20 protein-coding genes and 2 pseudogenes are annotated in these 24,064 nt (G+C 38.7%); 16 read left to right on the forward strand and 6 right to left on the reverse strand.

What is annotated here, in order from left to right; genetic code table 11:
- Positions 1 to 551: 551 nt before the first annotated feature.
- Positions 552 to 1,148: pseudogene (locus F7888_RS07130) on the forward strand (class I SAM-dependent methyltransferase).
- Between the two features lie 38 nt (positions 1,149 to 1,186).
- Here F7888_RS07130 and F7888_RS07135 read toward each other — a convergent pair.
- Positions 1,187 to 1,999: a protein phosphatase 2C domain-containing protein gene (locus tag F7888_RS07135; RefSeq protein ID WP_191778476.1), complete on the reverse strand. Its 813-nt coding sequence runs from the start codon at positions 1,997 to 1,999 to the stop codon at positions 1,187 to 1,189.
- Positions 1,992 to 2,444: an HIT family protein gene (locus F7888_RS07140; RefSeq protein WP_191778477.1), complete on the reverse strand. Its 453-nt coding sequence runs from the start codon at positions 2,442 to 2,444 to the stop codon at positions 1,992 to 1,994. The genes F7888_RS07135 and F7888_RS07140 overlap by 8 nt, the downstream gene beginning before the upstream one ends.
- Before the next feature lie 325 nt (positions 2,445 to 2,769).
- Here F7888_RS07140 and F7888_RS07145 point away from each other — a divergent pair, with 325 nt between their 5' ends.
- The 8 genes from F7888_RS07145 to F7888_RS07180 all read left to right on the forward strand — a co-directional run bounded on the left by F7888_RS07145 (position 2,770) and on the right by F7888_RS07180 (position 12,177).
- On the forward strand, positions 2,770 to 3,381 hold the full coding sequence (locus F7888_RS07145; protein ID WP_191778478.1) for a DUF3298 and DUF4163 domain-containing protein: 612 nt from the start codon (positions 2,770 to 2,772) through the stop codon (positions 3,379 to 3,381).
- 117 nt (positions 3,382 to 3,498) lie between these two features.
- Positions 3,499 to 6,666: an ATP-binding cassette domain-containing protein gene (locus F7888_RS07150; RefSeq protein ID WP_191778479.1), complete on the forward strand. Its 3,168-nt coding sequence runs from the start codon at positions 3,499 to 3,501 to the stop codon at positions 6,664 to 6,666.
- A 57-nt stretch (positions 6,667 to 6,723) separates the two neighbouring features.
- On the forward strand, positions 6,724 to 7,164 hold the full coding sequence (locus F7888_RS07155) for a hypothetical protein (protein ID WP_191778480.1): 441 nt from the start codon (positions 6,724 to 6,726) through the stop codon (positions 7,162 to 7,164).
- Positions 7,165 to 7,249: 85 nt separating this feature from the next.
- Entirely contained in the window at positions 7,250 to 8,503 is a 1,254-nt protein-coding gene (locus tag F7888_RS07160; protein ID WP_191778481.1) for an MFS transporter, read from the forward strand.
- A gap of 89 nt (positions 8,504 to 8,592) precedes the next feature.
- Entirely contained in the window at positions 8,593 to 9,477 is an 885-nt protein-coding gene (locus F7888_RS07165; RefSeq protein WP_191778482.1) for an AraC family transcriptional regulator, read from the forward strand.
- A gap of 116 nt (positions 9,478 to 9,593) precedes the next feature.
- A complete protein-coding gene (melA, locus tag F7888_RS07170) occupies positions 9,594 to 10,892 on the forward strand; it encodes an alpha-glucosidase/alpha-galactosidase (RefSeq protein ID WP_191778483.1) in 1,299 nt (432 codons plus the stop codon).
- A 138-nt stretch (positions 10,893 to 11,030) separates the two neighbouring features.
- A complete protein-coding gene (locus F7888_RS07175; protein ID WP_191778484.1) occupies positions 11,031 to 11,426 on the forward strand; it encodes a VOC family protein in 396 nt (131 codons plus the stop codon).
- Positions 11,427 to 11,472: 46 nt separating this feature from the next.
- The gene (locus F7888_RS07180; RefSeq protein ID WP_191778485.1) at positions 11,473 to 12,177 is read left to right on the forward strand and encodes a hypothetical protein; all 705 of its coding nucleotides are present in this window, start codon (positions 11,473 to 11,475) and stop codon (positions 12,175 to 12,177) included.
- A gap of 116 nt (positions 12,178 to 12,293) precedes the next feature.
- On the opposite strand, the gene F7888_RS07185 is transcribed toward F7888_RS07180, so the two are convergent.
- Both F7888_RS07185 and F7888_RS07190 read right to left on the reverse strand, forming a co-directional pair.
- A complete protein-coding gene (locus F7888_RS07185) occupies positions 12,294 to 12,797 on the reverse strand; it encodes a GNAT family N-acetyltransferase (protein ID WP_191778486.1) in 504 nt (167 codons plus the stop codon).
- 49 nt (positions 12,798 to 12,846) lie between these two features.
- Complete coding sequence (locus F7888_RS07190) at positions 12,847 to 13,980, reverse strand: glycoside hydrolase family 88/105 protein (protein WP_191778487.1); 1,134 nt, start codon at positions 13,978 to 13,980, stop codon at positions 12,847 to 12,849.
- Between the two features lie 388 nt (positions 13,981 to 14,368).
- On the opposite strand from F7888_RS07190, the gene F7888_RS07195 reads away from it, so the two are divergent.
- Together F7888_RS07195 and F7888_RS07200 are read left to right on the forward strand one after the other, a co-directional pair.
- Entirely contained in the window at positions 14,369 to 16,654 is a 2,286-nt protein-coding gene (locus F7888_RS07195) for an ATP-dependent DNA helicase (RefSeq protein ID WP_191778488.1), read from the forward strand.
- A gap of 189 nt (positions 16,655 to 16,843) precedes the next feature.
- Positions 16,844 to 17,821 carry an aldo/keto reductase gene (locus F7888_RS07200; protein ID WP_191778489.1) on the forward strand — a complete coding sequence of 326 codons (978 nt, stop codon included), beginning with the start codon at positions 16,844 to 16,846 and terminating at the stop codon, positions 17,819 to 17,821.
- Between the two features lie 113 nt (positions 17,822 to 17,934).
- Here the strand turns inward: F7888_RS07200 and F7888_RS23045 are convergent, their stop codons facing one another.
- Together F7888_RS23045 and F7888_RS23050 are read right to left on the reverse strand one after the other, a co-directional pair.
- The gene (locus F7888_RS23045) at positions 17,935 to 18,861 is read right to left on the reverse strand and encodes a methyl-accepting chemotaxis protein (protein ID WP_412095985.1); all 927 of its coding nucleotides are present in this window, start codon (positions 18,859 to 18,861) and stop codon (positions 17,935 to 17,937) included.
- A 15-nt stretch (positions 18,862 to 18,876) separates the two neighbouring features.
- Positions 18,877 to 19,998: pseudogene (locus F7888_RS23050) on the reverse strand (cache domain-containing protein); the annotation flags it as partial.
- Between the two features lie 196 nt (positions 19,999 to 20,194).
- Here F7888_RS23050 and F7888_RS07210 point away from each other — a divergent pair.
- The 5 genes from F7888_RS07210 to F7888_RS07230 all read left to right on the forward strand — a co-directional run bounded on the left by F7888_RS07210 (position 20,195) and on the right by F7888_RS07230 (position 24,007).
- Positions 20,195 to 20,527 (forward strand): PadR family transcriptional regulator, encoded by a 333-nt coding sequence (locus F7888_RS07210; protein ID WP_191778569.1) that lies wholly within the window; start codon positions 20,195 to 20,197, stop codon positions 20,525 to 20,527.
- Entirely contained in the window at positions 20,524 to 21,204 is a 681-nt protein-coding gene (locus tag F7888_RS07215; protein WP_191778491.1) for a DUF1129 family protein, read from the forward strand. Before F7888_RS07210 ends, F7888_RS07215 begins: the two co-directional genes overlap by 4 nt.
- Before the next feature lie 4 nt (positions 21,205 to 21,208).
- Positions 21,209 to 21,973, forward strand: a complete 765-nt coding sequence (locus tag F7888_RS07220) for a DUF1129 family protein (protein WP_191778492.1) — start codon at positions 21,209 to 21,211, stop codon at positions 21,971 to 21,973.
- Between the two features lie 439 nt (positions 21,974 to 22,412).
- Positions 22,413 to 23,381, forward strand: coding sequence for an SGNH/GDSL hydrolase family protein (locus tag F7888_RS07225; protein ID WP_191778493.1), 969 nt, complete (start codon positions 22,413 to 22,415; stop codon positions 23,379 to 23,381).
- Between the two features lie 11 nt (positions 23,382 to 23,392).
- A complete protein-coding gene (locus F7888_RS07230; RefSeq protein ID WP_191778494.1) occupies positions 23,393 to 24,007 on the forward strand; it encodes a YpmS family protein in 615 nt (204 codons plus the stop codon).
- Positions 24,008 to 24,064: the final 57 nt, after the last annotated feature.

The raw sequence follows: 24,064 nt of genomic DNA on the forward strand, positions 1-24,064 counted from the left end.
GATCCCAGCAGAGCCATTCGTTGAATCAAGCTATACTTTCGTTGGAATATGGCTAAGTTTCGTTGGAATGAGGGCTATTTTCGTTGAATAAAAGAGTAGATATGATCTCAGCGGGGCCATTCGTTGAATCAAGCTATACTTTCGTTGGATTATGGTTAAGTTCCGTCGGAATAAGCGCTATTTTCGTTGAATAAAAGAGTAGTTATGATCCCAGCAGAGCCATTCGTTGAATCAAGCTATACTTTCGTTGGAATATGTCTAAGTTTCGTCGGAATGAGGGCTATTTTTGTTGAATAAAAGAGTAGAAATGATTCCAGCAGAGCCATTCATTGAATAACCTTAGACTTTCGTGGGAATATAGCTACACTCCGCGTCCTGGGGGTGACCGGCGAGCATCCTCTTTCCTGCGAGGTCTCGCTTTATTCACGCATCCAAAGGAAATATCCATGTAATAAGTATGCTAGAATCCTTATTAACTATTCAGCTTTTCATTTAAAGGATTGGTTTTGGTATAATTACGATTATATATAGATGATTTAGGAGAGTGAAGGATGGAGAATAACGTTTTTGAAGAGATGGCAAAACGATATGATACAGAAGAGAGAATCGAATTAGCGAAAGTGGTCGTTAAAGAAGTGAGAAAAGAGTTGCAAAATAGTCAATCCAAAACTTTGATAGACTATGGAAGTGGTACAGGCTTAGTTAGTTTGGAATTATCGGATGTCGTTGATTCAATGGTGTTGATTGATGCATCTAAAAAGATGTTAGAAGTGGCAGAGGGATAAATTTCTCGTCGTGGATTGACGAATGCAAATGTTCTTTATTCAGATTTTACACAAGAAACGCCTGAACTTAAGGCAGACATTGTATTAATGTCGCTAGTCCTACTTCATATTCCAGATACTAAACAGATTTTAAAAGAGATGTTTAATCTCTTAAATGATGGTGGCAAGCTCATTATTGTTGATTTTGACAAGAATGATCAAATTTATCATCCGAAGGTCCATAATGGATTTACGCATGAAGAGTTGACAACCATTTTGACTGAGATTGGCTTTCGATCAATTGAGATGAAGACGTTCTATCATGGAAGCGAGATTTTCATGAAGAAAGATGCCTCTATGTTTATAGCCAGTAGTGTGAAATGATATAAAAGACAAAAGCACCGTACTTGCGGTGCTTTTTGTTATGCGTTACTTGGCTTTGTTGCTTCCTTTAAAATAGGTATGTTCCAAGAAACAATGGTGGTGCTATCTCTTACCTCATTTTTTATTAACGTTTCGAACATGGACGAAATGCTATCATTTTGTTTTGAATTCTTGAATGTATGATAGATGGTGATTGGATTTGAATAAGGGTCATTTGGACATTCTATTAAACCATCTGTTGTCAGAAAAAGACGGTTGTCCCCTTTTCTTAATTCCTTCATGCCAACATTGTAGCAAGGAACTGGCTCCTCAAACGTATTAACTTGTCCAATCCATTCGTAGAATTGCCTTTGGTTTACCTGATATTGGCCAAGTGCGGCTAGTTCCTCATGGAGGAGATAAAGAACGCAGTCCCCGACGGAAAACCACCATACATATTTATCTTTTCTTGCAACAATTAAACAAGCAGTTTCTCCTGTAATGGTACGACAAGCTGATAAGAATTGATTAGATTGAAAGATCGATAAGATTTTTTCTTCTAATTTTTTAAAGGTCTGATGAGTAATAGGCATTGATAAAATAAGTTGAATTTGGTCTTTTTCGAGAGTGAGTTGTTTTACGATTAGTTCAGCACTTTCTGCTGTGTTGTGTGCATCCATTAGAATGACAAACTCCCAATCTCCTTTTTTGTTAAACCAGATTAAGCACCCATCTTCATTCTTAGTTTGGCCAGCACTTGAGTTACCTCCATATCGACCTACGACAATATGGTTGAGTCGGTGAATATGTGGTTGATCGATGAAGGGGATTTGGCTTCCAACCCAATTGAATTCTATGGTGGGATTACTCATATGGATGATTCTCGATGTAGGATTTCATGCGAGTACATAGGTCAATCACGTCTTGGTTGTTGCCCATTGGAGCCTCTGTCCAATCATAGACCGCATTTTGTCCCCAGAATTCTTTCGGTGTGTTTGGATAACGAGGAACGATGTGCATATGTAGGTGAGGAACCGCATCTCCCATGACATATGAATAGATATGTTCAGCTTTCTCGGATTGAATAAGGGCTTTACTTACTCTAGCAATGGTTACTCCGAATGCTTTCGCTTCTTCTGGATTCATATCACCAAGTGTTGGAGCGTGCCTTTTTAAATCGATCATAATATGCCCTAAGTAATTAGGCTCACCGGTTCGATCAATATGCCCAACATAGACATACTCGTCCTCGTAAATGGTGACTCCTGAAGTTTGAATCGCACCTGAATGTTTCTTGCAGATAAAACAATCGTTCATGGGGTTCCCTCCTTTTTTAATATTCTTAAAATTATAATATAAAGTTTGCGATGATGGAATAATTTTAAATAAAGGCTGTTTTCTCAAAGTTTGTTGTTTTTTGAGGTGAATTAATTGAGAATCGATTTCTAGCAGACTGAATACACGGAGACTCCCGTGGGACTAGTAGGCTCCCACAGGACGCGGAGTGTATTCAGGCTGCGGTATCACAAGCAACAATATATGCGAAAACAGCCTAAATAAAAAACTCCTGAAGCTTACAACGGAAGTACATTTACCCAAGGGAAGAATATAATGTGGTAAAAATGATAAAGGATGGGTTCAGATGGTCAATTCATTTCCCGTTAAGATTAAAACCGCGAAGATAAGTAGTGGGCCGAAAAAAACAGTATTTTACCCGCAAGTCCTTGGAATGCGTGACCAAGCAATGGAAAGGTTTATGAATCATACGATTGTTCAAGCTGTTCAACAGTTGATTGATACACAAGCAGGAGAAACGCCTGCAACTGTGGAGGAGATGCTTGGGGAATATGAAGTGAAAAATAATCAACGTGATGTCTTCAGTCTCACAATGTCTAATTATACGTACCATCAGCAAGCAGCACATGGAATGACGTATCTCAAGTCGTTGACATTTGATTTAAAAGAAAGGAAGCTTAGCAGGTTGAAAGATTTGTTTAAGCCTGGCAGTGATTATGTAGGGAGACTTTCTGAGATCATTAGGTCCCAAATTGAACAACGTGAGATTCCTGTATTTGAACCTTTTACAGCAATCAAGCCTGATCAGGATTTTTATATTGCAGACAAGGCGCTTGTTATTTATTTTCAATTATATGATATTACGCCTTATGTGTATGGATTTCCGATGTTTCCGATTTCTGTGTATGACCTTCAGGACATCATTGATGAGAATGGTCCGCTTGGGAGAATGTTATAGTAAAAGAGTATGTGAAACGGCTTGGTATTGGACTAAGCCGTTTTTTTTGGACTGTTACTAAGGTTCAAGTTGTGCTAACATGGCTATACTAGATTTAGAGAATGGAGTGGATGGCGATTGAAGATTAATCAATTAATAGCTAATAATATTCATCGTTTAGATGTTGATTTGCCGGAGGATCGATCGTTAGGGATTGCTGGGCTGTCTGGATCTGGAAAGACGACGTTTTGCCAGACGATTGGAGAGGAATCGAAGAAGCGTCTTGTTTCTTTATTGCCTAAGGCTGAGTATCAGTATTTGTTTCCGAAAATCATGGAAACAAACTTTAGTGCAATTAAGATGGAGGACATGCCTTTAGTGCTTTTTCTAGGAAAATCATCGATCTCATCGAATCCTCGTTCAACAATTGGCACTCATACAGGAGTGTTTACAGAGATTCGTATGCGACTTGGAGAGTATTTTCATGTTTCACCAGAGGTATTTTCCTTTAATAATGCATTAGGTTGGTGTCCTGGTTGTAAAGGACGTGGTACGACGAAGAATGTTGAATGTAAAAAGTGTGGTGGCAAACGGTATTCTCCAGAGGTTGAGGAGAAAAAAATAGACTTATTGAATAAACCACATAGTATTTCAGATATTAACAATTTAAGTATTGAAGCGATTTATTCCCTTTCAGAGGAACTACATATTAGTGAAGAGAAGCAACAAATTCTAAAAAACATTATCCATATGAATATTGGTTACTTGAGCTTGAATCGAATTATGGGGACCTTGTCAGGTGGAGAATTAACACGACTTTACTTAGCTGAATTTATGGCTACAAGTGAAAATACAGTCATTATTATTGATGAAATCTCGGTTGGCCTTGATCATGAAACATTGTTGAAAATTCTTGAACAGATCGAACAATTGGGGAATAAGAATCAAATTTGGCTGATTGATCATTCTGATACGGTGCTTGAAACAGCGGATGATCCATTGTTCTTTGGACCAGGAAGTGGAAAGTACGGTGGGAAAATTGTGGAAGAGTCACCTCGACCACAACCGGTTATGTGGGAACGAAATTCGGTGGCACCAACTGATTTCTATCATTTTCATGATCTCTACTGTCGTAATATTCAAATGAAAGACATTCAGATTCCAAAAAATAGACTTGTCACCTTTACTGGTGAGTCTGGATGTGGTAAATCGACGCTTGTGAATGAATGTATTGCTAAGGATTTTCAGAAGCGATATCCAAAGGATAAGCTAGTCATGGTTGGACAGGATCGCAACCAATCGATTACGAGCAGATCAACTGTGGCAACATTTTTAGATATAAAAAAGAAGCTGACGAAGTATAGTGATGAGATTGATGATATGTTCCAACGCTCTATTGAGGATATAATTGACGAGCTTCCGAATGAAGATATTGCCCATAAGCGTCTAAGTCTATTAATCAAGCTTGGACTAGGTTATTTGACATTAGAACGAAAAACTCAAACATTATCAACTGGTGAGTTTCAATGTGTTCATTTAGTTTCTGAGTTATTTTCGAATGCAAGAAACCCACATACTTTGTTTATTTTTGATGAGCCTTCAAAGGGGTTGTCGCAAAATATCTTGAACCAATTTATTGATAGTGTCAGGGTGATTCTTGAGGATGAATCAGTGTCGATTATGATGATTGAGCATAATGCGTATATGATGGAGAGCTCTGATTTTATCGTTGATTTTGGAAAAAGACAGATTGAGCCTGTAAGAGAGCTTGCGGTTGTTAGTCATGATGATTATTATCGTCAGAAAAAGAAGGAAGAGGATGTTGAGCCATTACATATTTCTTCGGCATTGGATCATATGAACGGTGTGACCTATGTAGGTGAGAATCAAATCTCTTATTTTAAAATGGCAGAACATGTCTATAAGGGTGGGATTCTAAAGAGTTTATCGCCAATCGCACGTGTTATTTATGGAGAATATGAATCTGATAAAATTGCCCCAGTGATTGCGATTGATTTAGAAAGACATTTATATAGCCAATATAGCTTTCTCTATGAAATCGGTGGTGTGATTAATCATATCGTCTCAGCACATCCGACGAATAAGGACACAAGTAGCTTTGATTTCTACACACAGAATAATCATTGTCCAAGCTGTTCTGGTCGCCGTGTGATTGAAACGTTTGATATGGATGTAGTGATTCAAGACAAAACGGTCCCTTTCTGGGAGGGAATGCTACACCCAGATGTGATGGAGGTATTGAAATTCTACCAATTTGCGAAGCTGGAATTTCTGTTTGAAGAGATAAAGAATGAACTCGGTCATGATTTAAGTAAGAGTTACAATGACATGTCAGCAGATGAGAAGAATACCTTTTTATATGGGTATTGGGAGAAGTCGTTCTATGATAAAGAAGGAAAGACGAGAAGAACATGGGAAGGCTTCAATCTTATCATTGGGCGTTATATCTTTATTTCGAAATCAATCATTAAAGAGAAGATGAAGGAAACGAAAGAACTGATTGTTTGCCCAATCTGTGAAGGTAGTGTGTTAAATCACCATAAGAAATTAAGATTTGGGGATACAGATATTCGTGAGATCATACAAATGCCGCTTGATGACGTGATTCAAACGGTTGGAGAACTTCCTGAGTTGTTGAAGTTAAAATCAATTGTTGGCGGAGAGATGGTCCTGACTGAGGATGTGTCATTGTTACCAAGGGAAACCAAAGTTCAGTTGAAAATGTTAGAGCTGGAGCTAGGTAGCTTTGTTGGCTATGAAGTGGTTCTACAAAATGCGTTACCATTCTGGGAAGAGATCAAGGGGAATATTGAAACGATTAGTCGTAAAAATCAAGTGACGATCTGTGATTTTCCAAATGTAATGGAGACGAGAGAGACGATCATTGACAAGTATTTTACCAATGGGACCTTCAAGAAGTTAACCTATGTGTATGAAGCGTTTGGTTATAAAAAAATCGTTACACAAATTAATAAGATTAAGTCGAGTCATCCATGTCCGTTCTGTAAAGGGAAGAAGGTTCTGACAGAGGATAATTTGCATGATGGTGTTTATAAAGTGACGATTCCTTGTATAAGCTGTTCTGCGAGCGGGATTGATGAGGAAGGTCGTAAGGAAATCGTTGACGGTGTTGAGGTATCGACCTGGTTGACGGGGAAGGTGAAGGATGTTATTGATGCAAGTCTAATAACGGAGGAAGTCGCCGACATCCCGATCTTTAGTCGGATTCGTGAATTGAATAAGCAAGATATGATGGCGGTTTATCGCTGTCTTGAAGGGAAGTAGGGGGAGTTGGCGAACCGCGGGGATAGCTCCCGTGGTTTAGTGTAGGAGGTTTTTCGGTTGAAAATAGATACGTTGAATGTCCGTTATATCATTAATGGAAAGATCTCGGTTCTCCCGACAAAGCTATTTTACTGTGTAGTTGGGGAAGATGAGTGGCGGAACATTCATTTGGACGTTCGAGTGATGGATCAAGATGTTCAATCAAAGGCTTCTGACTCAATTGAAATGGCTATTAAGTATTTGCAGAGAGAGCTTCCTGAAGGCGTCCACATAGCATGCTGTCAATCGTGTCGTCATGGACATTTTAATCCATATGGTGACAATGAAAATGAGATTTTTTGTTTAAACGATCAGAAGATGCGAAGCAAGGAGGATGTGGTTGAATATTTTTCAACAGCAGCGTTTTCATTGGAAGAAAAAAGCAGAAAGCTCCTTGATTATTGTGAGAAATATGACCCAATTTGCGGGGAGAAAAGTTATACTTATAATGATTGGTGAGAAGGGTCGGAGGGACAGTCCCTCTGGCTTTTTTTAGTATGGGGACTGTCTACATGGGTAAATCGAGTTATTGGGAGCTGAGTGTATGCAGCACTTTTTATTAAATAGGAATTTTATGAATATGTGGTTGTCAAACTTATCCTCTATTTTGAGTTCTCGATTTAAGGAGCTTTTGATTCCGATTGTTGTTCTTGGATTGACGAAATCTCCATTAGTGACTGGGTTCGTTGCACTCTCACAACAGCTTGGACCGATCATTTTTGCTATTCCTATCGGTACGTGGATTGAGAGGAAGGACAAGGTGAAGGTGGCAACTGGTGCAAATATGCTATATGCCGTTTGTGTGTTTATCCTCACATTTCTGTTTGTTCAAGAAGAGATTAATAGTTTAGTCATTTCGTGTGTATTGTTTATGATGGGGATCCTTGGGTTGGTTAGTAGAACAGCGTTTAATGTGATGATTCCTAAGGTAGCGGGGAGACAGAATCTAGTGGAGGCACACACGAAGCTAGAGGGGGCTGATGCTATTTGTACTTTGATTGGCCCAATTATAGGAGGCTATTTATTGGCGAAGGCTGGTGTCGGCTGGACCATGTTTTCCTGTGGAATATTAGCACTGATGTCAATGATTTATATAAGACTCGTTCATTATGAAGATAGGATTGAGAGCTATTCTGAAATGAAGGATGGAGTTCGTAAAGGGAGAGTCTTTGATTTTTACAAGCAGTCATTTGAAGGGATTGCCTATTTAACTGCCAATTCTGCGCAGAAGATTAGTACGATTAGTTATTCTATATTAAGCTTTTCTACGGTTTTTATAGTTCTAACAGTAATCATTCATGCGAGTACGATTTTACAATTGTCAGTTGAACAAACGGGAGTATTGTTGGCCTTTGCAGGGGTAGGAAATATTGTCGGAGTTGTGGTGATGAAGTGGCTGAAAAAGGCTAGCTGGGTGCCATTATTAAGTGTTCTATTAGTGATTTCAGGACTTGGTGTAGCGATGATCTTATGTTCAAATGTGTATTGGCTTGCTTGTGTCGGGATGTTCTTATTTGATGGAGCGTTATCGGTCGCATTTGTCGTACAATCTTCAGTGCATCAAGGAGTCACTCCTTATGAACTGCTATCGAGGGTGAAGAGTGCAACCTATGTCATTGGGGGAGTGTTAGGGTTACTCGGGACTTTTCTGTCAGGAGCGATTTCACAATATCTTTCGACGAATGTGTCGTTGGGCGTGGGTGCGGTGTTGTTAATAGGTGTTGGATTCATGATTTTGGCGAAACGAAAGATAAGCACGTCGATGGCTGAATTAGAACCAATTGTAGTGAGGAAATAGGGGCGGGGAATAGTTAGTCACGCTTGTTTTTTAGGGGCGTGGACGTGGAAGCGTGAGAACCGTCCCCAATTAGCCTTGGAGGTGAGTTGATGGTGGAGAAGCGTAATTATCATTCTTATGGGTTCAAGTTGAGGGGGGACCAGCAGGAGCGTGTGGCTGGAATCCATTCGATAGGTAAGGAATATCGAGCAAATGAGGTATACGAGTGGGATGGGATGAAGCGAAGTGAGAATGGAAGGGTCATCTTTCAGTATACGTTAGGTGGGAAGGGTGCCATTCGTATCGGTGAGCAGACATTCTCGTTAAAAAAAGGAGATGCGTTCCTAGTGCAACTTCCGAGTGATCACTGCTATTATTTGCCGGATGATTCGAGTCATTGGGAATTTATTTATATTACTTTATATGGGCAAGAAGCGATTCATTACTATCACACGTTAACGGAGAGACATGGTCATCTTTTGACGTTGCCTACAGATGCGAGACCGATTAAACAGATTTATCATTCATTAGAGAGGATTCAGACGAAAGGAATCCATCATTCCTATGAGGCATCAGGTCATGCTTATACCTTTTTGATGGAGTGTATGCAATACTTTGAGCATGAACAGAGGAAAGGGTCCAAGTTACCATTAGCTGTTGCCAAAGCGATAAAATATATGGAGACGCATTATCAGGAGGATTTGTCATTGAATGATATTGTGAGCGTGTCGGGATTATCTAAATATCATTTTACAAGATTGTTTCATAAAGCCGTGAATGATACGCCAATTAAGTATTTGACAAAAATTCGAATGAATCAGGCGTTAGATTTATTGAAAAATAGGGACTTGTCGATTGAAGAAGTCGCTAGTGCTGTTGGGTATACAAATGGAAATTATTTCAGTAAAGTCTTTAAAAGTGTCTTAGATGTAACACCAAGTGAGTATCGAAATAGCCAGTCATATATGCCTATCGATCAATTATTTCTTGATTGAAAAAAGAGCAATATTTTACTTATATTAATTTTATTTACGATTGTATAAGCGTTTTCTTCTCGTTAAAATTGTTGATATAACAACAAAACACTTCTGTGTTGATGGAGGGAACGAAAATGTCTAAAATTACTTTTTTAGGTGCAGGAAGTACTGTTTTTGCAAAAAATGTCCTTGGTGATTGTATGACGGTGGAAGCATTACAGGATTTTGAATTTGCTTTGTTTGACATCGATCATGAAAGATTACGAGATTCAGAGATGATGCTAAATAATATGAAACAAAGCTTAAACTCGACTGTTAATGTAACCGCATACTATGATCGCAAAGAGGCGTTACGTGGGGCGACATATGTAATTAATGCAATTCAAGTTGGTGGATATGATCCATGTACAATTACTGATTTTGAAATCCCGAAGAAATATGGATTGCGTCAAACGATTGCAGATACATTGGGAATTGGAGGGATTTTCAGAAACCTACGAACAATCCCTGTGATGCAAGAATTTGCTCGTGACATGAAGGAAGTTTGTCCAGATGCATGGTTTTTAAATTATACGAATCCGATGGCTGTGTTAACAAATGTGATGCTGCAGGAGGGAATTAAGACGGTTGGCCTATGTCACAGTGTTCAGATTTGTACGGACCATTTACTCGATTCACTTGATATGCCAAAGGATCAGATTCAGTGGAAGATTGCAGGAATTAATCATATGGCCTGGTTATTAGAAATCACTCGAAATGGTGAGGACCTCTATCCAGAAATCAAGAAGCGGGCGAAGGAGAAGCAAAAGGAAAAGCATGATGATATGGTTCGTTTTGAGTTGATGGATAAGTTCGGTTATTATGTAACTGAATCCTCTGAGCATAATGCGGAGTACCATCCATATTTTATCAAAAGCAAATACCCTGAGTTAATTGATCGATATAACATTCCATTGGATGAATATCCTCGTCGTTGTATTAACCAAATTGAGGGTTGGAAGAAAATGCGTGATGATCTTGTGAATGATAAAAACCTGCAACATAGGCGCACACATGAGTATGGATCGTATATTATCGAGGCGATGGAAACAAATAAGCCTTTCAAAATAGGTGGAAACGTGTTAAATACAGGCAGGTTGATAAGTAATTTACCAGAGAATGCAGTAGTCGAAGTGCCATGCTTGGTGGACGCGAGTGGGATTACTCCTACCTATGTAGGAGATTTACCAGAGCAGCTTGCAGCACTTAATCGTACGAATATTAATACTCAGCTATTGACGATTGAAGCTGCCCTCACAAAACAGAAAGCTAAGATTTACCAAGCAGCGTTGCTAGACCCACATACTGCAGCGGAGCTTTCCATCGATGATATCATTTCATTATGTGATGATTTGATTGAGGCACATGGGGATTGGTTACCAGAATATCAGTGATGAAAAATAGTACTTATCTACCCTTTTGGGTGGGTGAGTGCTTTTTTTGTTGATTCTATCTGGGTTATTATACATACTAAAATATGGAAGGCGGGTTGGAAGCGTGAGAACCGTCCCCAGTTAGAGGAGGGATTTGACATGATTTTTGAGATGACTATACAGGTTAGAGTTGCTAATATGAATGATGGTCAAGTGTGGTATGAAACCTTTTTGGATAGAAAGCCTGATTTCATTCCGCATGAGGGTTTTGCAGAGTGGGAGCTTATTCCTGGTTGTTGGCTACAGGTGTCAGAAGGAATTCCTGCTGAGGGGAGTGGACCTTTGCGTTTTGGAATATCGAACATTGAAGCTGAAAGAGAGAGACTCATAGACAAACTTCAACTTGATCATTTTGACATATACTCACGACCAGAAGTTCCTGTGAAGTGGGGAACTGTTTCTGACCCTTGGGGAAATCGAGTAGGATTATTTGAATACCTGGATAAGGCCGAAGAGCAGGAGCGTGTGGCACTTGTTGTTGGGAAAATGACTTAAAAATACATCATGTAACTTAAGCACAGTGGATGAAGGAGTAATAGTAATGAAACCATTTTTGAAAAGGACAAAAATCTTTCAATGTCTAGTTATTTTATTTTTACTATTAAATGTCGTAGGTTGTAGTTTAGTAGCATTAGATAATAAAGATGAGTTAGTTGTTCAATTGAAAGAAAAGTATGGAATTGATGTGGAAGTGACACATGCCAGTCACAATAATGGCAAGTATACATATAGAGTAGAATATCCTGAAAAGGATGTTATATTTGGTGCATCAACAGATAAAGAGGGGAGTATGGTATCAGATAGTTTGATTCCTGAATTAATGAGTAACAAGGTTGAAGAATTGCTCAAAGCTGAGTTCGAAAAGAGTGGAATCGTTGTCGAGTCTCATACATATATGATGAAAACGAGTAGCGCGGAAGAGACAAATGTAGATATTACGTTAGAAGAGTACATGAATAGCTATCAACCTGAATATCTATCATCTAAGATGGTCGTAAAAGAACATCCCAATGTCACGCTAGAAACAATTGAAAGTGTCTATCGGGTGATCTATGATGAAATTAATGAAACTAATTTTCAAGCACATATTATTATCGCGAACGATGAATCATATGACACATTAGCAGAAGCGATGAATTTACGAGGAGATATTAATCAAGGGGAAGAACTCGACCACGAAGACAATATCAGAAAGATAAAAGCCTATATTGATCCAGAGGGGTTTCATACTTTAGGTGATGAATGATAGGTAAAAAGCAGATGATTTAGTGAAATCATCTGCTTTTTTGCTGCTTTGGGCTGCTTGGGGACGGTTCTTAGTTTGCGGAATTTAACAAAAAGAAGTATCAGAACCGTCCCAAATCAGCCAAGCTTTAAAACCATTAGGTCCTCATCAAAATATTGACCATTAAATTTCAGAGCATTTTTTTCTACTCCATATACCTCGAACCCAAGAGATATGTATAGATTCTTTGCTGGTTTATTATCTGAAACCACAGTTAAATTGATTTGCTCTAACCCATCATAATGTGATGCTTTCTTAATTAATTCAAGCAGAAGTGTTTTTCCTACGTTTTGACCACGCAATTCTGGCATCACGAACATGCCATAAATATTCCCTTTGTGGGCTGTTTTTGTACCACCTTCTCGTACAAAGGTAACAATAGCCACTAAGTGTTCATCATTGAAGTACCCAAGCGTAAATTTGTCATCCGTTGGTTTCAGTCGCTCTATTACCGTTTCAAGTTTGAAATGAACTTCTCTCTCATACGTCGAGCCAAACGCCTCTGGATTGAGTTTCAAGGCGTTTAATCGTAATTCTTGATACACCTTGGCATCTGATTCTTCTAAACTACGAATATTCATGAACTACTCCTCGTTCCTTTTGTCTATGAAACATGAGAACCGTCCCCAATTAGCCAATTGGTTCGGCTTGACTCATTTCTACACACATGAGAATAAATGCGCCGGCTCCGTGAAGATCATTGGTGCTAGTTGGGCGGGCAATATAGTGTGCGTAATCGCCAATCCCTGTACCAATACAAATATTTCCAATGAGGAGATTGTTATTCTCATCGAAATCTAGTGTATCAATAACACCTTGATATCCTTTCCAAGCGTACGTCAGATACTTCCTATCAAGATACCCTAATCGGACGGCTTTGGCGATGGCTTGAACAAATAAGGAGGTGCAAGAGTTTTCTAGCCAATTATCAGATAGGTTCGTTTTGTCAATCACTTGGTACCATAGACCGCTTTTAGGGTCCTGGTAATTGGTTAAGGCAATCAGCAGATCTTGAAGAATATGTACAAGCTTTTGTTTATCCTGATGATCTTCAGGTAGATGATCAAACATTTCTAATAAAGCCACAGGATACCAACCAATCGCACGTCCCCAGAACTCAGGAGCCAATCCTGTAACTGGATCTGCCCAATCAGCCTCTTTTGTCTCATCCCAACCATGGTATAGTAAGCCGGTATTCGGATCCTTCGTATGCTGCTCCATTAAAATCGCTTGAGTGGCCATCATATCAAAGTAATCGCTTTCTTCAAAGGTCTTGCCAAACTGAACGGCTATCGGACCTGCCATATATAATCCATCCAGCCACATTTGATTTGGACAATAATCCTTGTGCCAAAATCCACCTGAAGGATTCGTCTTCCAAGATTGTAGTAGAGGAACTAGCTTATATAAGGCTTTCTTATACTTTTCATCTCCGGTCTGCTCATAAAGGGTAAAGAGCAGCACACCAGGCTGGATATCATCAAGTTCAGTTGAATTGAATTTCGCAATAGTACCATCGTCTTGCACATGGCTATCTACCCAACGTTTAATATACTCATAATATTTCTCCTCTTTTGTCTGTCTCCAGCACTTCTCCATCCCAGATAAAAAAACACCCTGATGATAATGAAAGCGTTCCGGTGGAAGCATCTCCGCTTCAAAGTTCGCCATTAATGTGTCACAAGCCTTCTGGGCCCATTGGATTGGAGTTAATTGCTCCTTTGTAATCGCTTGGTCTTGGTTTCTTGACTCTGAAGAATTCATCCTCACACATACCTCCTTCGCTAGTTAAAAATAGAATAGCACAAAAATTTGGTTAATTGGGGACGGTTCTCACACTTCTTTTTGTCAAATTTCGCAAGACCAATGTGTTTCGAACTTTAATACTTAGATTGTCAAAATGATAAAAAGGAAAATGAGAGAATAATATAGAATTAGGCTGGTATGAAGAAATTATGTTGAATGAAAAAATAGGCTCCTTTTTAGAAGAAACTTGAATACTAGTTTGGGGTCGGTTCTTGGTTTGCGGAAGTTGGCAAACCAAGAACCGTCCCAATTTGCCTAGCTTGTGTCTGGAGTTTATAATAGGTTAGGAATATACGTTCGGTTTATAATTAGTTCAAATTTAGATAGTAAGGTAATAGGTGATCACATGCTTCCAGAAATTAAGCTTTCTGTCCGTTCATTAGTTGAATATGTCTTCAGTAGTGGAAGTATTGATCATCATTTCCGTACTGCAACCCCTCTTACAGAAGGAACAAAAGCACATAAGGCAATTCAAAATACGTATCAAGAAACAGACCAAAAGGAAGTATTCCTTAAGACGGAAATCGAATATAAAAAGATGAATTTCTTGATTGAAGGGCGATGTGATGGGTTACTTATACGTGATGATCAGATGGTGATCGATGAAATTAAGTCTACCTCAAAGGACTTAAGTGGAATTGATGAGGATACATATCCTATACACTGGGCTCAAGCGAGGGTTTATGCGTACATCTATGCAAAGGATCACCATCTCCAAGAAATGAATGTTCAATTAACATATCTGCAAGTGGTGACAGAAGAGCAGAAGCAATTTCGAATGAAGTTTACAATGCGAGAACTTGAAGATTTTGTCATTGAGTTGGTGAAGTGTTATTCACCCTATGCAATGTTAATGCATGAGCATCGTTTGCGAAGAGATGAAAGTATAAACAACCTAGCATTTCCTTTTGACACCTATCGTGAGGGTCAGCGAAAGCTTGCTGGAGCGATTTATAAAACCATATCAGAGGAGAAGACCATATTTGCGAATGCTCCAACTGGTATTGGAAAAACGATTTCAACCATCTTCCCAGCTGTTAAGGCGATGGGGGAAGGAAAGCTGGAACGAATTTTTTATTTAACCGCGAAAACCATCACAAGACAAACCGCTGAAGAAGCTTTTTCTCTTATGAAAAATAAAGGTCTATGTATGAGTGCTGTTACACTTACGGCAAAGGACAAAGTTTGTTTCAAAGAAGAAACTCGTTGCCAAAAAGAGTACTGTGAATTTGCGAATGGATATTATGATCGAATCAATGACGCTGTGCTAGATATTTTTTCTCAAGAAACCTTTATTAATCGTGACACTATAGAGAAATATGCAAGAAAGCATACCATTTGTCCATTTGAATTTTCGCTAGATTTAGCCTTTGTAGCAGATGCAATTATTTGTGATTATAACTATATTTTTGATCCGAAAGTATCTTTGAAACGTTTTTTTGATGAACATAAGAAACAAACGGCATTACTAATTGATGAAGCTCATAATCTAGTTGATCGAGCAAGGGAAATGTTTTCAGCGGGGTTAAAAAAGTCAGCATTTCTACTATTAAAACGTGAATATAAAGGGTCACCGTTGTACGAATCTGTGAACCAAATAAATAAGTATTTTATTGAACTAAAGAAGGCTTGTACTGTAAAAGAGGAACAAGTGTTAAAGGAAGTGCCAGAGGACTTAATCAAATTACTTGAAGAATTTGTAATGCAAGCTGAACTTGAGCTTGTGCAATCAACTTCTTCAGAGAGTAAGGAAGTACTACTATTAGATTCTTTTTTTGCAGCTACAGGATATATCCGGATTGCTAAGCTATATGACGAACGATATGTAACATATGTTGAAGTTGAGAAAAATGAGGTTCATATCAAAATGTTTTGTTTGGATCCTTCCTTTTTGATTCAGCAGATTAGTAAGAAGTTTCGATCGACTGTTTATTTCTCAGCAACCCTTTTACCACTTCAGTATTTCATGGATATGCTAGGTGGCACACAAGAGGATTATACGATTTCAATTCCTTCCCCATTTGCAAAGGAACAAACAGACGTATTCATCCAACCGTTATCGACTCGATATCATGACAGAGACGATACTAAGAGACCAATCATAGATATGCTATCAAAGCTTGTCATGCAGCGACCTGGAAATTATTTAATCTTTTTCCCTTCTTATCAATATATGAAGAGCGTCTATGATGATTTTGTGGGAAGAGACCCTTCCATTCAAGTGATTATCCAACAACCCAGTATGACAGAGGCTGAAAGGGAACAATTTTTACGAGAGTTTCAACCAGAAAGCTCCGAACCATTGATTGGATTTGCTGTGTTAGGAGGGATTTTCTCTGAAGGGGTAGACCTGAAAGGGGACAGATTGAATGGTGTAATTGTCGTTGGAGTAGGTTTACCACAGTTATGTTTCGAGCGGAATATTATGAAGGACTATTTCCAAGATACCGGAAAGAATGGGTATGATTACGCGTATACCTATCCAGGAATGAACAAGGTACTGCAAGCGGGAGGGCGATTAATTAGATCTGAGGCAGATACAGGAGTAATTGTCCTTGTTGATGATCGGTTTCTAACTCAGAAATATCTACGGCTATTCCCACCTGAATGGAGGGACTTTGAAATAGTCTAATTGGGGACGGTTCTTGATTTGCGGGAATTTGGTTAAAAAGAAGCGTGAGAACCGTCCCGGTTTTGCCAAGCAGGAAAATGACCCATGAAAAGGGAAAATAATAATGTAAGGTGTTTCTTATTCTAGTAGGGAACAGTTAAAAGCTCTTTTGTATCTTTTAAAACTCAATCGAAAGTAGGTTTTAGTTCAATGGATTATGTGAAGTTTGGTCATACAGGAATGGATGTCTCACGCCTTTGTATTGGTTGTATGAGTTTTGGTGTGCCAGAGCGCGGGAGTCATGGGTGGGTACTTGATGAAGAAAAGAGTCGTCCTCTTATTAAGAAGGCTCTTGATTATGGGATTAACTTTTTTGACACAGCGAATGTCTATTCTGATGGGACGAGTGAGGAAATTGTTGGGCGAGCGTTGAAGGATTATGCAAATAGAGATGAGATTGTCCTTGCGACGAAGGTGCATGGTCGAATGCATGCTGGTCCAAACGGTGCGGGACTTTCCAGAAAAGCGATTATGAGTGAGATTGATAACAGCCTGCGGCGACTTGGAACAGATTATGTTGACCTCTATCAAATTCATCGTTGGGACCCACATACTCCAATCGAAGAGACCATGGAGGCGCTGCATGATGTTGTCAAGGCAGGGAAAGCGAGATATATCGGAGCCTCTTCGATGTATGCATGGCAGTTCCTGAAAGCCCTCCATATTGCAGAAAAAAATGGCTGGACCCGATTTGTTTCAATGCAAAATCACTTAAACCTCCTATATCGAGAAGAAGAGAGAGAAATGTTGCCACTTTGCAGTGCGGAGAAAATTGCCGTGATTCCTTGGAGCCCACTAGCTAGAGGGAAATTAACACGTGAATGGGATGAAACGACTACTCGTTCAGAGACCGATGAGTTTGGAAAAAGACTTTATGCTACTACAGCAGAAGCAGATCGTCTAGTTGTTGAGCGAGTTGCGGAACTTGCCGAAAAGCGTGGTGTTCCTCGCGCTCAAGTAGCTCTTGCATGGGTGCTCCAAAAAGATCCAGTAACTGCACCAATCATAGGAGCAACAAAAGAATCGCATTTGGATGACGCTATTGCTGCATTATCCATTCAGTTAACTGAAGAGGAAGTATCCTTCTTAGAAGAGCCATACGTACCTCATCCAGTGCTTGGGTTTTAGGTGAATTAGGGGTGGTTCTTGTTTTGCTGGTGTTGGCAAAACAAGAACGGTCCCTTTCGCCATGGAAAAAAGAAGCGTAAGAACCGTCCCGAGTTTGCTTGTTCTATTGGTAGTTATAGTTTGAATTGTCTAGTTAATTCTTGTAGTTTTTCCAATAAATGATCTAATCTATCCGAATTTTGTGCAATGAGTTCAATCGAACTGGTTGTTTGTTGAACAGATGCTGATGTTTGTTCTATTCCAGCAGCAGCTTCTTCTGAAATTGATGCGATATTATCAATAAATACGCCAATTTGGTTCGAGTCATTTTTTATGATTTCAAAGTCAGCGGTTGTTACATTTATTTTAGCAATCATGTTTGAAATAGCAGTTGTGATTTCATCAAACGTCTTTCCAGTCGAATTGATGTGAGTGGTCCCAATTTCAACTTGGGAATATCCATTTTCCAACGCTGTGACAACTAGATGAGATTCATCCTTAATCCCTTCTACGATTTGCTTAATGTCCACTATTGAATTAGCTACTTGCTCTGCAAGCTTTCTCACTTCATCAGCAACAACTGCGAAGCCTCTTCCACTTTCTCCAGCCCTTGCTGCTTCTATTGCTGCATTCAAAGCTAGTAAATTAGTTTGTGCGGCGATATCTTGAATGACTTCGACAAGATTATTGATTTCTCCAGTGCGTTTATCTAAGCTTACGACTTGTTCTACCGCTTGATCCACGATTTGGTTAATGGTATTCATCTGGTTAATTGAAGAATTCATTAACTCTTTGCCATCAGATGTAAGACTCGCTACACCATTTGCTAAATTCGCGAGTTCTTTACTACTTTCATTGGTGTTTCCAATTTTAACAGCAAATCCATTCATTGTATTTGCTAAATCAAGTGCATTGGATGCTTGAGATTCCGCTCCATTCGATAATTCCTGCATGGTAATAGCGACTTGCTGACTTCCTTGCATAATTTCATCTGAGGAAGTTCTCATTAACGATGATTGTTCTTTGACTTCATCAGCCATCTCCGTGACACTAGAAATCATTCTTCTAATATTGGTTTGTGTGTCACTAACAGAAGAGTACAATTGCCCAATTTCATCTTGCCTCGTTTGTTTTGATAGGGAGACGTTCAAATTTCCACTAGAAATCTCATTCATTATGCCGGTAACTTCTTGAATTGGTTTAGAAAAACTTCTGCTAAAAATCCAAGCAACCAATGCTACGATTATAATCGTAGCAACTGCCACGATAAGTAGAAGAGAGATAATCGTATTTTGTGATTTGGTTACAATGGAAATATCTTGGCTAATATTAATGATCCCAATGACCTCTGTATTTGTTGGGTCAAACAATGGGATATATGATTCTAAGTTAGAATCATCCTTCTCAGAAACCTCGTTCCCTTTAAGAACTTCACTAATCATGTCAGTATTAGCCATACTTGTAGCAATGTTTTGTTCAACAGAAGAAACCAATATTTCACCATCTGAATTGGCAATATTGAGGTTAATATCGTGTAAGGATTCAGTTATTGAGTAAATAAAATCACTGCTAAGTCCAGTTTGGAGAGTACCAACTGTTTCATTTCCATTTTTTATTGGAACAAATGCCCTTACAGCAAGTCCACTACTACCAAACTCAAATCCTGATAGTTCCTCTCCATTAAGCGCTGCTTGAATCGCATGTTTATCGCTTTTATCATCTCCGTATTTCTCTGGGTTATGACCTCTGTAGAAAACAACCCCATTCGCGTCACCAAATTCGAAGACATCAAGACCATGTTCACTTTCTAGCCTCAGATATACTTCTTGAACTTCACGATCAAGCTGAGATCGGTCTTCGCTTAGAAAAGCTTGTACCAACTCTTCATTATTTGCATAAAGCTTTGTCAGCTCTAGTAATTCGTTAGACACAGCATCTAATTGTGTGGAGATAGATTGTCTAGCTGCAGCATTGTTTTCAACTAACATATCTGAAAAGCCATCCTTCGTTTGAAAATAAAGAACGATACTCACAAATAACAGTGGAATGATCGAAACAAGCAATAGGATAGAAAATAATTTCGAGCGTATTGATTTTTTAAAGAACAAGTTGTTACCTCCTCTGGGTGATAAAATGATATTGAATCGACTTATTATACTATATTTCGGGAAAATTGGGGACGGTTCTTGATTTGCCATTTTGCAAATCAAGAACCGTCCGAAAGTTGCCTCTTGACAAAAAAATGGAATAATTTTATATTTAAATTAGCTATTTTGCATAACCAAGTAGCTGTTTTTTATAAGGGCTATCTTGTTTTACCAACTACTATGAATTAACATATTTTTTATGGTCTGCTATCATGTATAACAAGTTAGTGGAGAAAGGATAATGATTATGTCGATAAGAAGCCAATTATTAAAAGGAATTTTGGACGGTTGTGTGTTGGCTGTGATTGAGAAAGAGCCTGTCTATGGGTATGAACTTTCACAAAAGCTATTGAATATTGGTTTAGCGGATGTAAGTGAAGGGACGATTTATCCGATTTTATTACGATTGCAAAAGAATGGACTCATTCGAGGTGAGATGCGACCTTCTGAATCTGGGCCAAACCGAAAGTATTATTTTTTGACAGAAGCGGGGCAAGAAGCGTTAGATACCATCACTGAAGAATGGGAGCAAATTACAAAACCAGTGAACGAATTAATGAATGGGAGGAGAAAAGGATGAACGCCAAAAAGTTAATTGAAGAAAATAATAAAAAAAGGGAAGAGCTAACTCCGGAGAATGAAGCTTATTATAGTGACATGCTCATTTACATTCGACTGCAATTTAGCCTTTCTGAACAGCAGTCAGAAGAGGTGTTAATGGAGCTACTTGATCATTTGTTAGATGGACAAAAGGCAGGGAAAACGGCGAAGGACATCTTTGGTGATGATCCGAAAGGCTTTGCTGATGAAATCATAGAACATATTCCAAAAGAAGAGAAACGAAAACTAGTCCCATTTGTTGGAGGGATTGTTGCTGATATCGTTGGTTGGTTATTGGTGATTAGAGGGATTTTATTCGTTATCTTATTGCAATTTACTGAGGTGAAAACCCTCGTTTACCCGATCTCAGTGTTATGTATTGCCTTAGTCATTGCGGGGTTTGTCATATTTACGATTATCTATATTTTTAAGCTGGTTCAGCGATCACTCTTCAAGGGCGAACAAAAAGGTAAATCACGTATAGACACAATAAAAGCAGGACTAGTTGGGGCAATGGGGATGGCTGGAGTGCTGTTAGTTGCGAAGTTTCTACCTGAGTTCGGTCCAGCATTTGATTTTTCCTGGTGGGCATCGCTTCTAGTTGGGGGAATTATTTTGCTCGTGCTAAAAGTGAAGAAGAAAATGCAAGGGGTGTAAGAATATGCTTTCGACTAAAAGTGAGGAATTCATTGATAATCTTAGAATGTACTTGTTGATGTCAGGAAAAAATGAGCGCGAAATTAAGGAATTAATTGAAGAATTAACGGACCATCTGACCGAAGCAGAGAAGCATGGTCGAAGCATCGATGACATAGTTGGGCACACACCTGAACAATACATGGCTTCATTGAAAAATGAAATGAAATCAGATTATAAACAAATCATCAAACTCCTTCCACTTTATTTTCTTGGTGTCATCGCCTATTTTTTAATTGGCTCAGCGATAAGGGGAGAGTTTGAGTTAAACATCGTCCAGGTTATTGGTTTTCCAATATTAGCAATGCTTGGACTCGTGATTTACGTGTACTTTTTACAACAAGCTGGACGGAAGCAATATTCAAAGAAGAAGTTCTTTGTTGGTGGAATGATTGCGAGTTCTATTGTTACCATCTCAGCCATCCTTCTCCTGGTTGGAGGTCATTTATTAGTTGATCCATTTTTCATCGGTAATCAGACGTCAGATTTAGTTGTCATTGTGATTTGCTGTGGTCTCTTCATATTAACAGCACTTTGGAGTAAAACATGGGTTCCGATTTGGCTTCCTATGATTCTATCGATTTCGGACGTCTTGAGCCGATTTAATACTATGAGCGTTACTGAGATTTTCATAGTTCATATTGCCTCAATAGTATTAATGACACTACTACTTGTGTTGAACGTATGGTTGGTGGAAAGAAAGAAAAAGCTAATTGGGGACGGTTCTTAAACTGCTTTCGTTATGCTCGAAAAGTATCAAACGGAAAGATTTGTATAGGCAAATTGAGAACCGTCCCTGTATGGTGATCAGAATTGAGTTGAAAATAGACGGAGAATTTTCGCTTATTTGATTATTTGTATGAAAAATAGCTTAAATAGGCGGAGAAATTCCGCCTATTTACAGGATAACAGCTAAAATAGCAGGTTTTGCAGCGCATAACCGAAAAATCTTCCCTTATTTACCCCGATATGAGCTCTATTTTACATTTAAGCGGAAAATCTTCGCTTATTCCACTTAGAACGGCAAATTGAGAACCGTCCCCGATTTGCCCTGCCCAAAGTTGGTTTTAAAATCCACTTACTTTATCATATAATGAATGATAGAATGACTTGTTGGCTTTAATGATATATAGATTATGATATTAATATAATTTGGTGGTGTGGATGAAATGAAGGGAAATAAAGTGTGGATCGTAGCAGCTATTCTTATCATCGCATGTTTCCTTCTTTATATATTTCTTCCGGGGTCGAATCAAACTCTGCCTGAGGAAGAAAGTGTGAGCGTTGTATCAAATATTAAGGAAGAGCAAGCAGAAAATCCTTCAGTTGATACTGAGGTCGAAGAAGAGGAACCACAAGAAGAGGATACGACTCAAGAACAATCTGTGGCAGAGACATTTAAAGAAAAAGTGAGAGAAATGATTGAAGGGGCAATTAGTTTTTTTAGAGATGAGAAAAAGATTGTTGCCATTGGTGATTCATTAACTGAAGGTGTTGGTGATGAAACGGAGAGTGGTGGTTATGTTGGGATTTTAAATCACACATTTGAAGATCAGAACATCAACATTTCTATTGAAAACCTGGGTAAAAGGGGTAACCGTACAGATCAATTATTAGTCAGGCTGGAAAATGAAGAGATTGCCTCATCTATTAAGGATGCTGACATTGTCCTAATCACAATCGGTGCGAATGATATCATGAAGGTGGTTCGTAGTAATTACACAAACCTTAATCTAGAGCCATTTGCAGAAGAAAAAATTAACTATGTAGAGAGATTACGAGCCATTTTTACGAAAATGAATGAAATAAATCCTGATATGCATATCTATTTGATCGGATTTTATAATCCATTTGAGCGCGTATTCGGTGATATTGAACAATTAAATCTCATTCTTGATAATTGGAATTTTGCAGGTGAGTTAGTCACTGAAGAATTTGAAAATGTATCATATATTCCTACGAAAGATTTATTCCACAATGCAACGGTCAATCTATTAGCTGATGATAATTTTCACCCTAATACGAGTGGTTATAAGTTGATGGCAGAGCGAGTGCTAGAGTATCTGGATGATTATCAGGAAGAGGCCGAGTTGCCTAATGAAGAGACTGAGACTGAGACTGAGACAGAAACAGAATAGAAGGTGAAATCATGCGAGTACAGTTAAAAGGAAAACCGACATGGAAGCAGTTATTTCTGGGGTTAGCAGGAGCGAATGGGATACTATTCATCCTATTCTTCGTTCTATTGCTTTGGCCAGTTTCGGAAACAGAGATACCTGAGAAAGCATTTATTGAAGAAGAACCTGGTGCTGAATTCACAGTCACCTCAAGTAAGCAGAATTTGAATGAGTTAGTCAATGAATATGTTGATAAATTCATGAAGGACCAAAGTGATAAATACACTGTAGACTTTGGTGGTGAAAATGTTCGATTATTGGGTTCAATTGAAGCTTTTCAAACGGATATCCCATTCTCAATTACATTAGAGCCTGCGGTTCAAGAAAATGGAGACCTTGTCTTATATACGTCGGATATGTCACTAGGGTTGTTACAATTACCAGAAAAGAAGATTCTTGAATACGTGAAGAAAGAATTAGCAACACCTGACTGGGTGAACATCGATCCAAGCAATCAATCCATCTATATTGGCGTCACACAAATGGATGTCAAAAGTAACTTCAAGGTCAAAGTCCAAAGCTTTGATTTGAAAAATGATCAGATAACCTTCAGAATTAAAGTGCCGAATAAAACCTTAGGGTTGTAGTTGGCGAATTGGGGACGGTTCTTGCGCTGCCAAATGTAGCATTGGCAGCGCGGAGAA

The organism is Litchfieldia stipae (assembly GCF_014837155.1).
In the GTDB taxonomy this organism is placed as follows: Bacteria; Bacillota; Bacilli; order Bacillales; family Bacillaceae_L; genus Litchfieldia.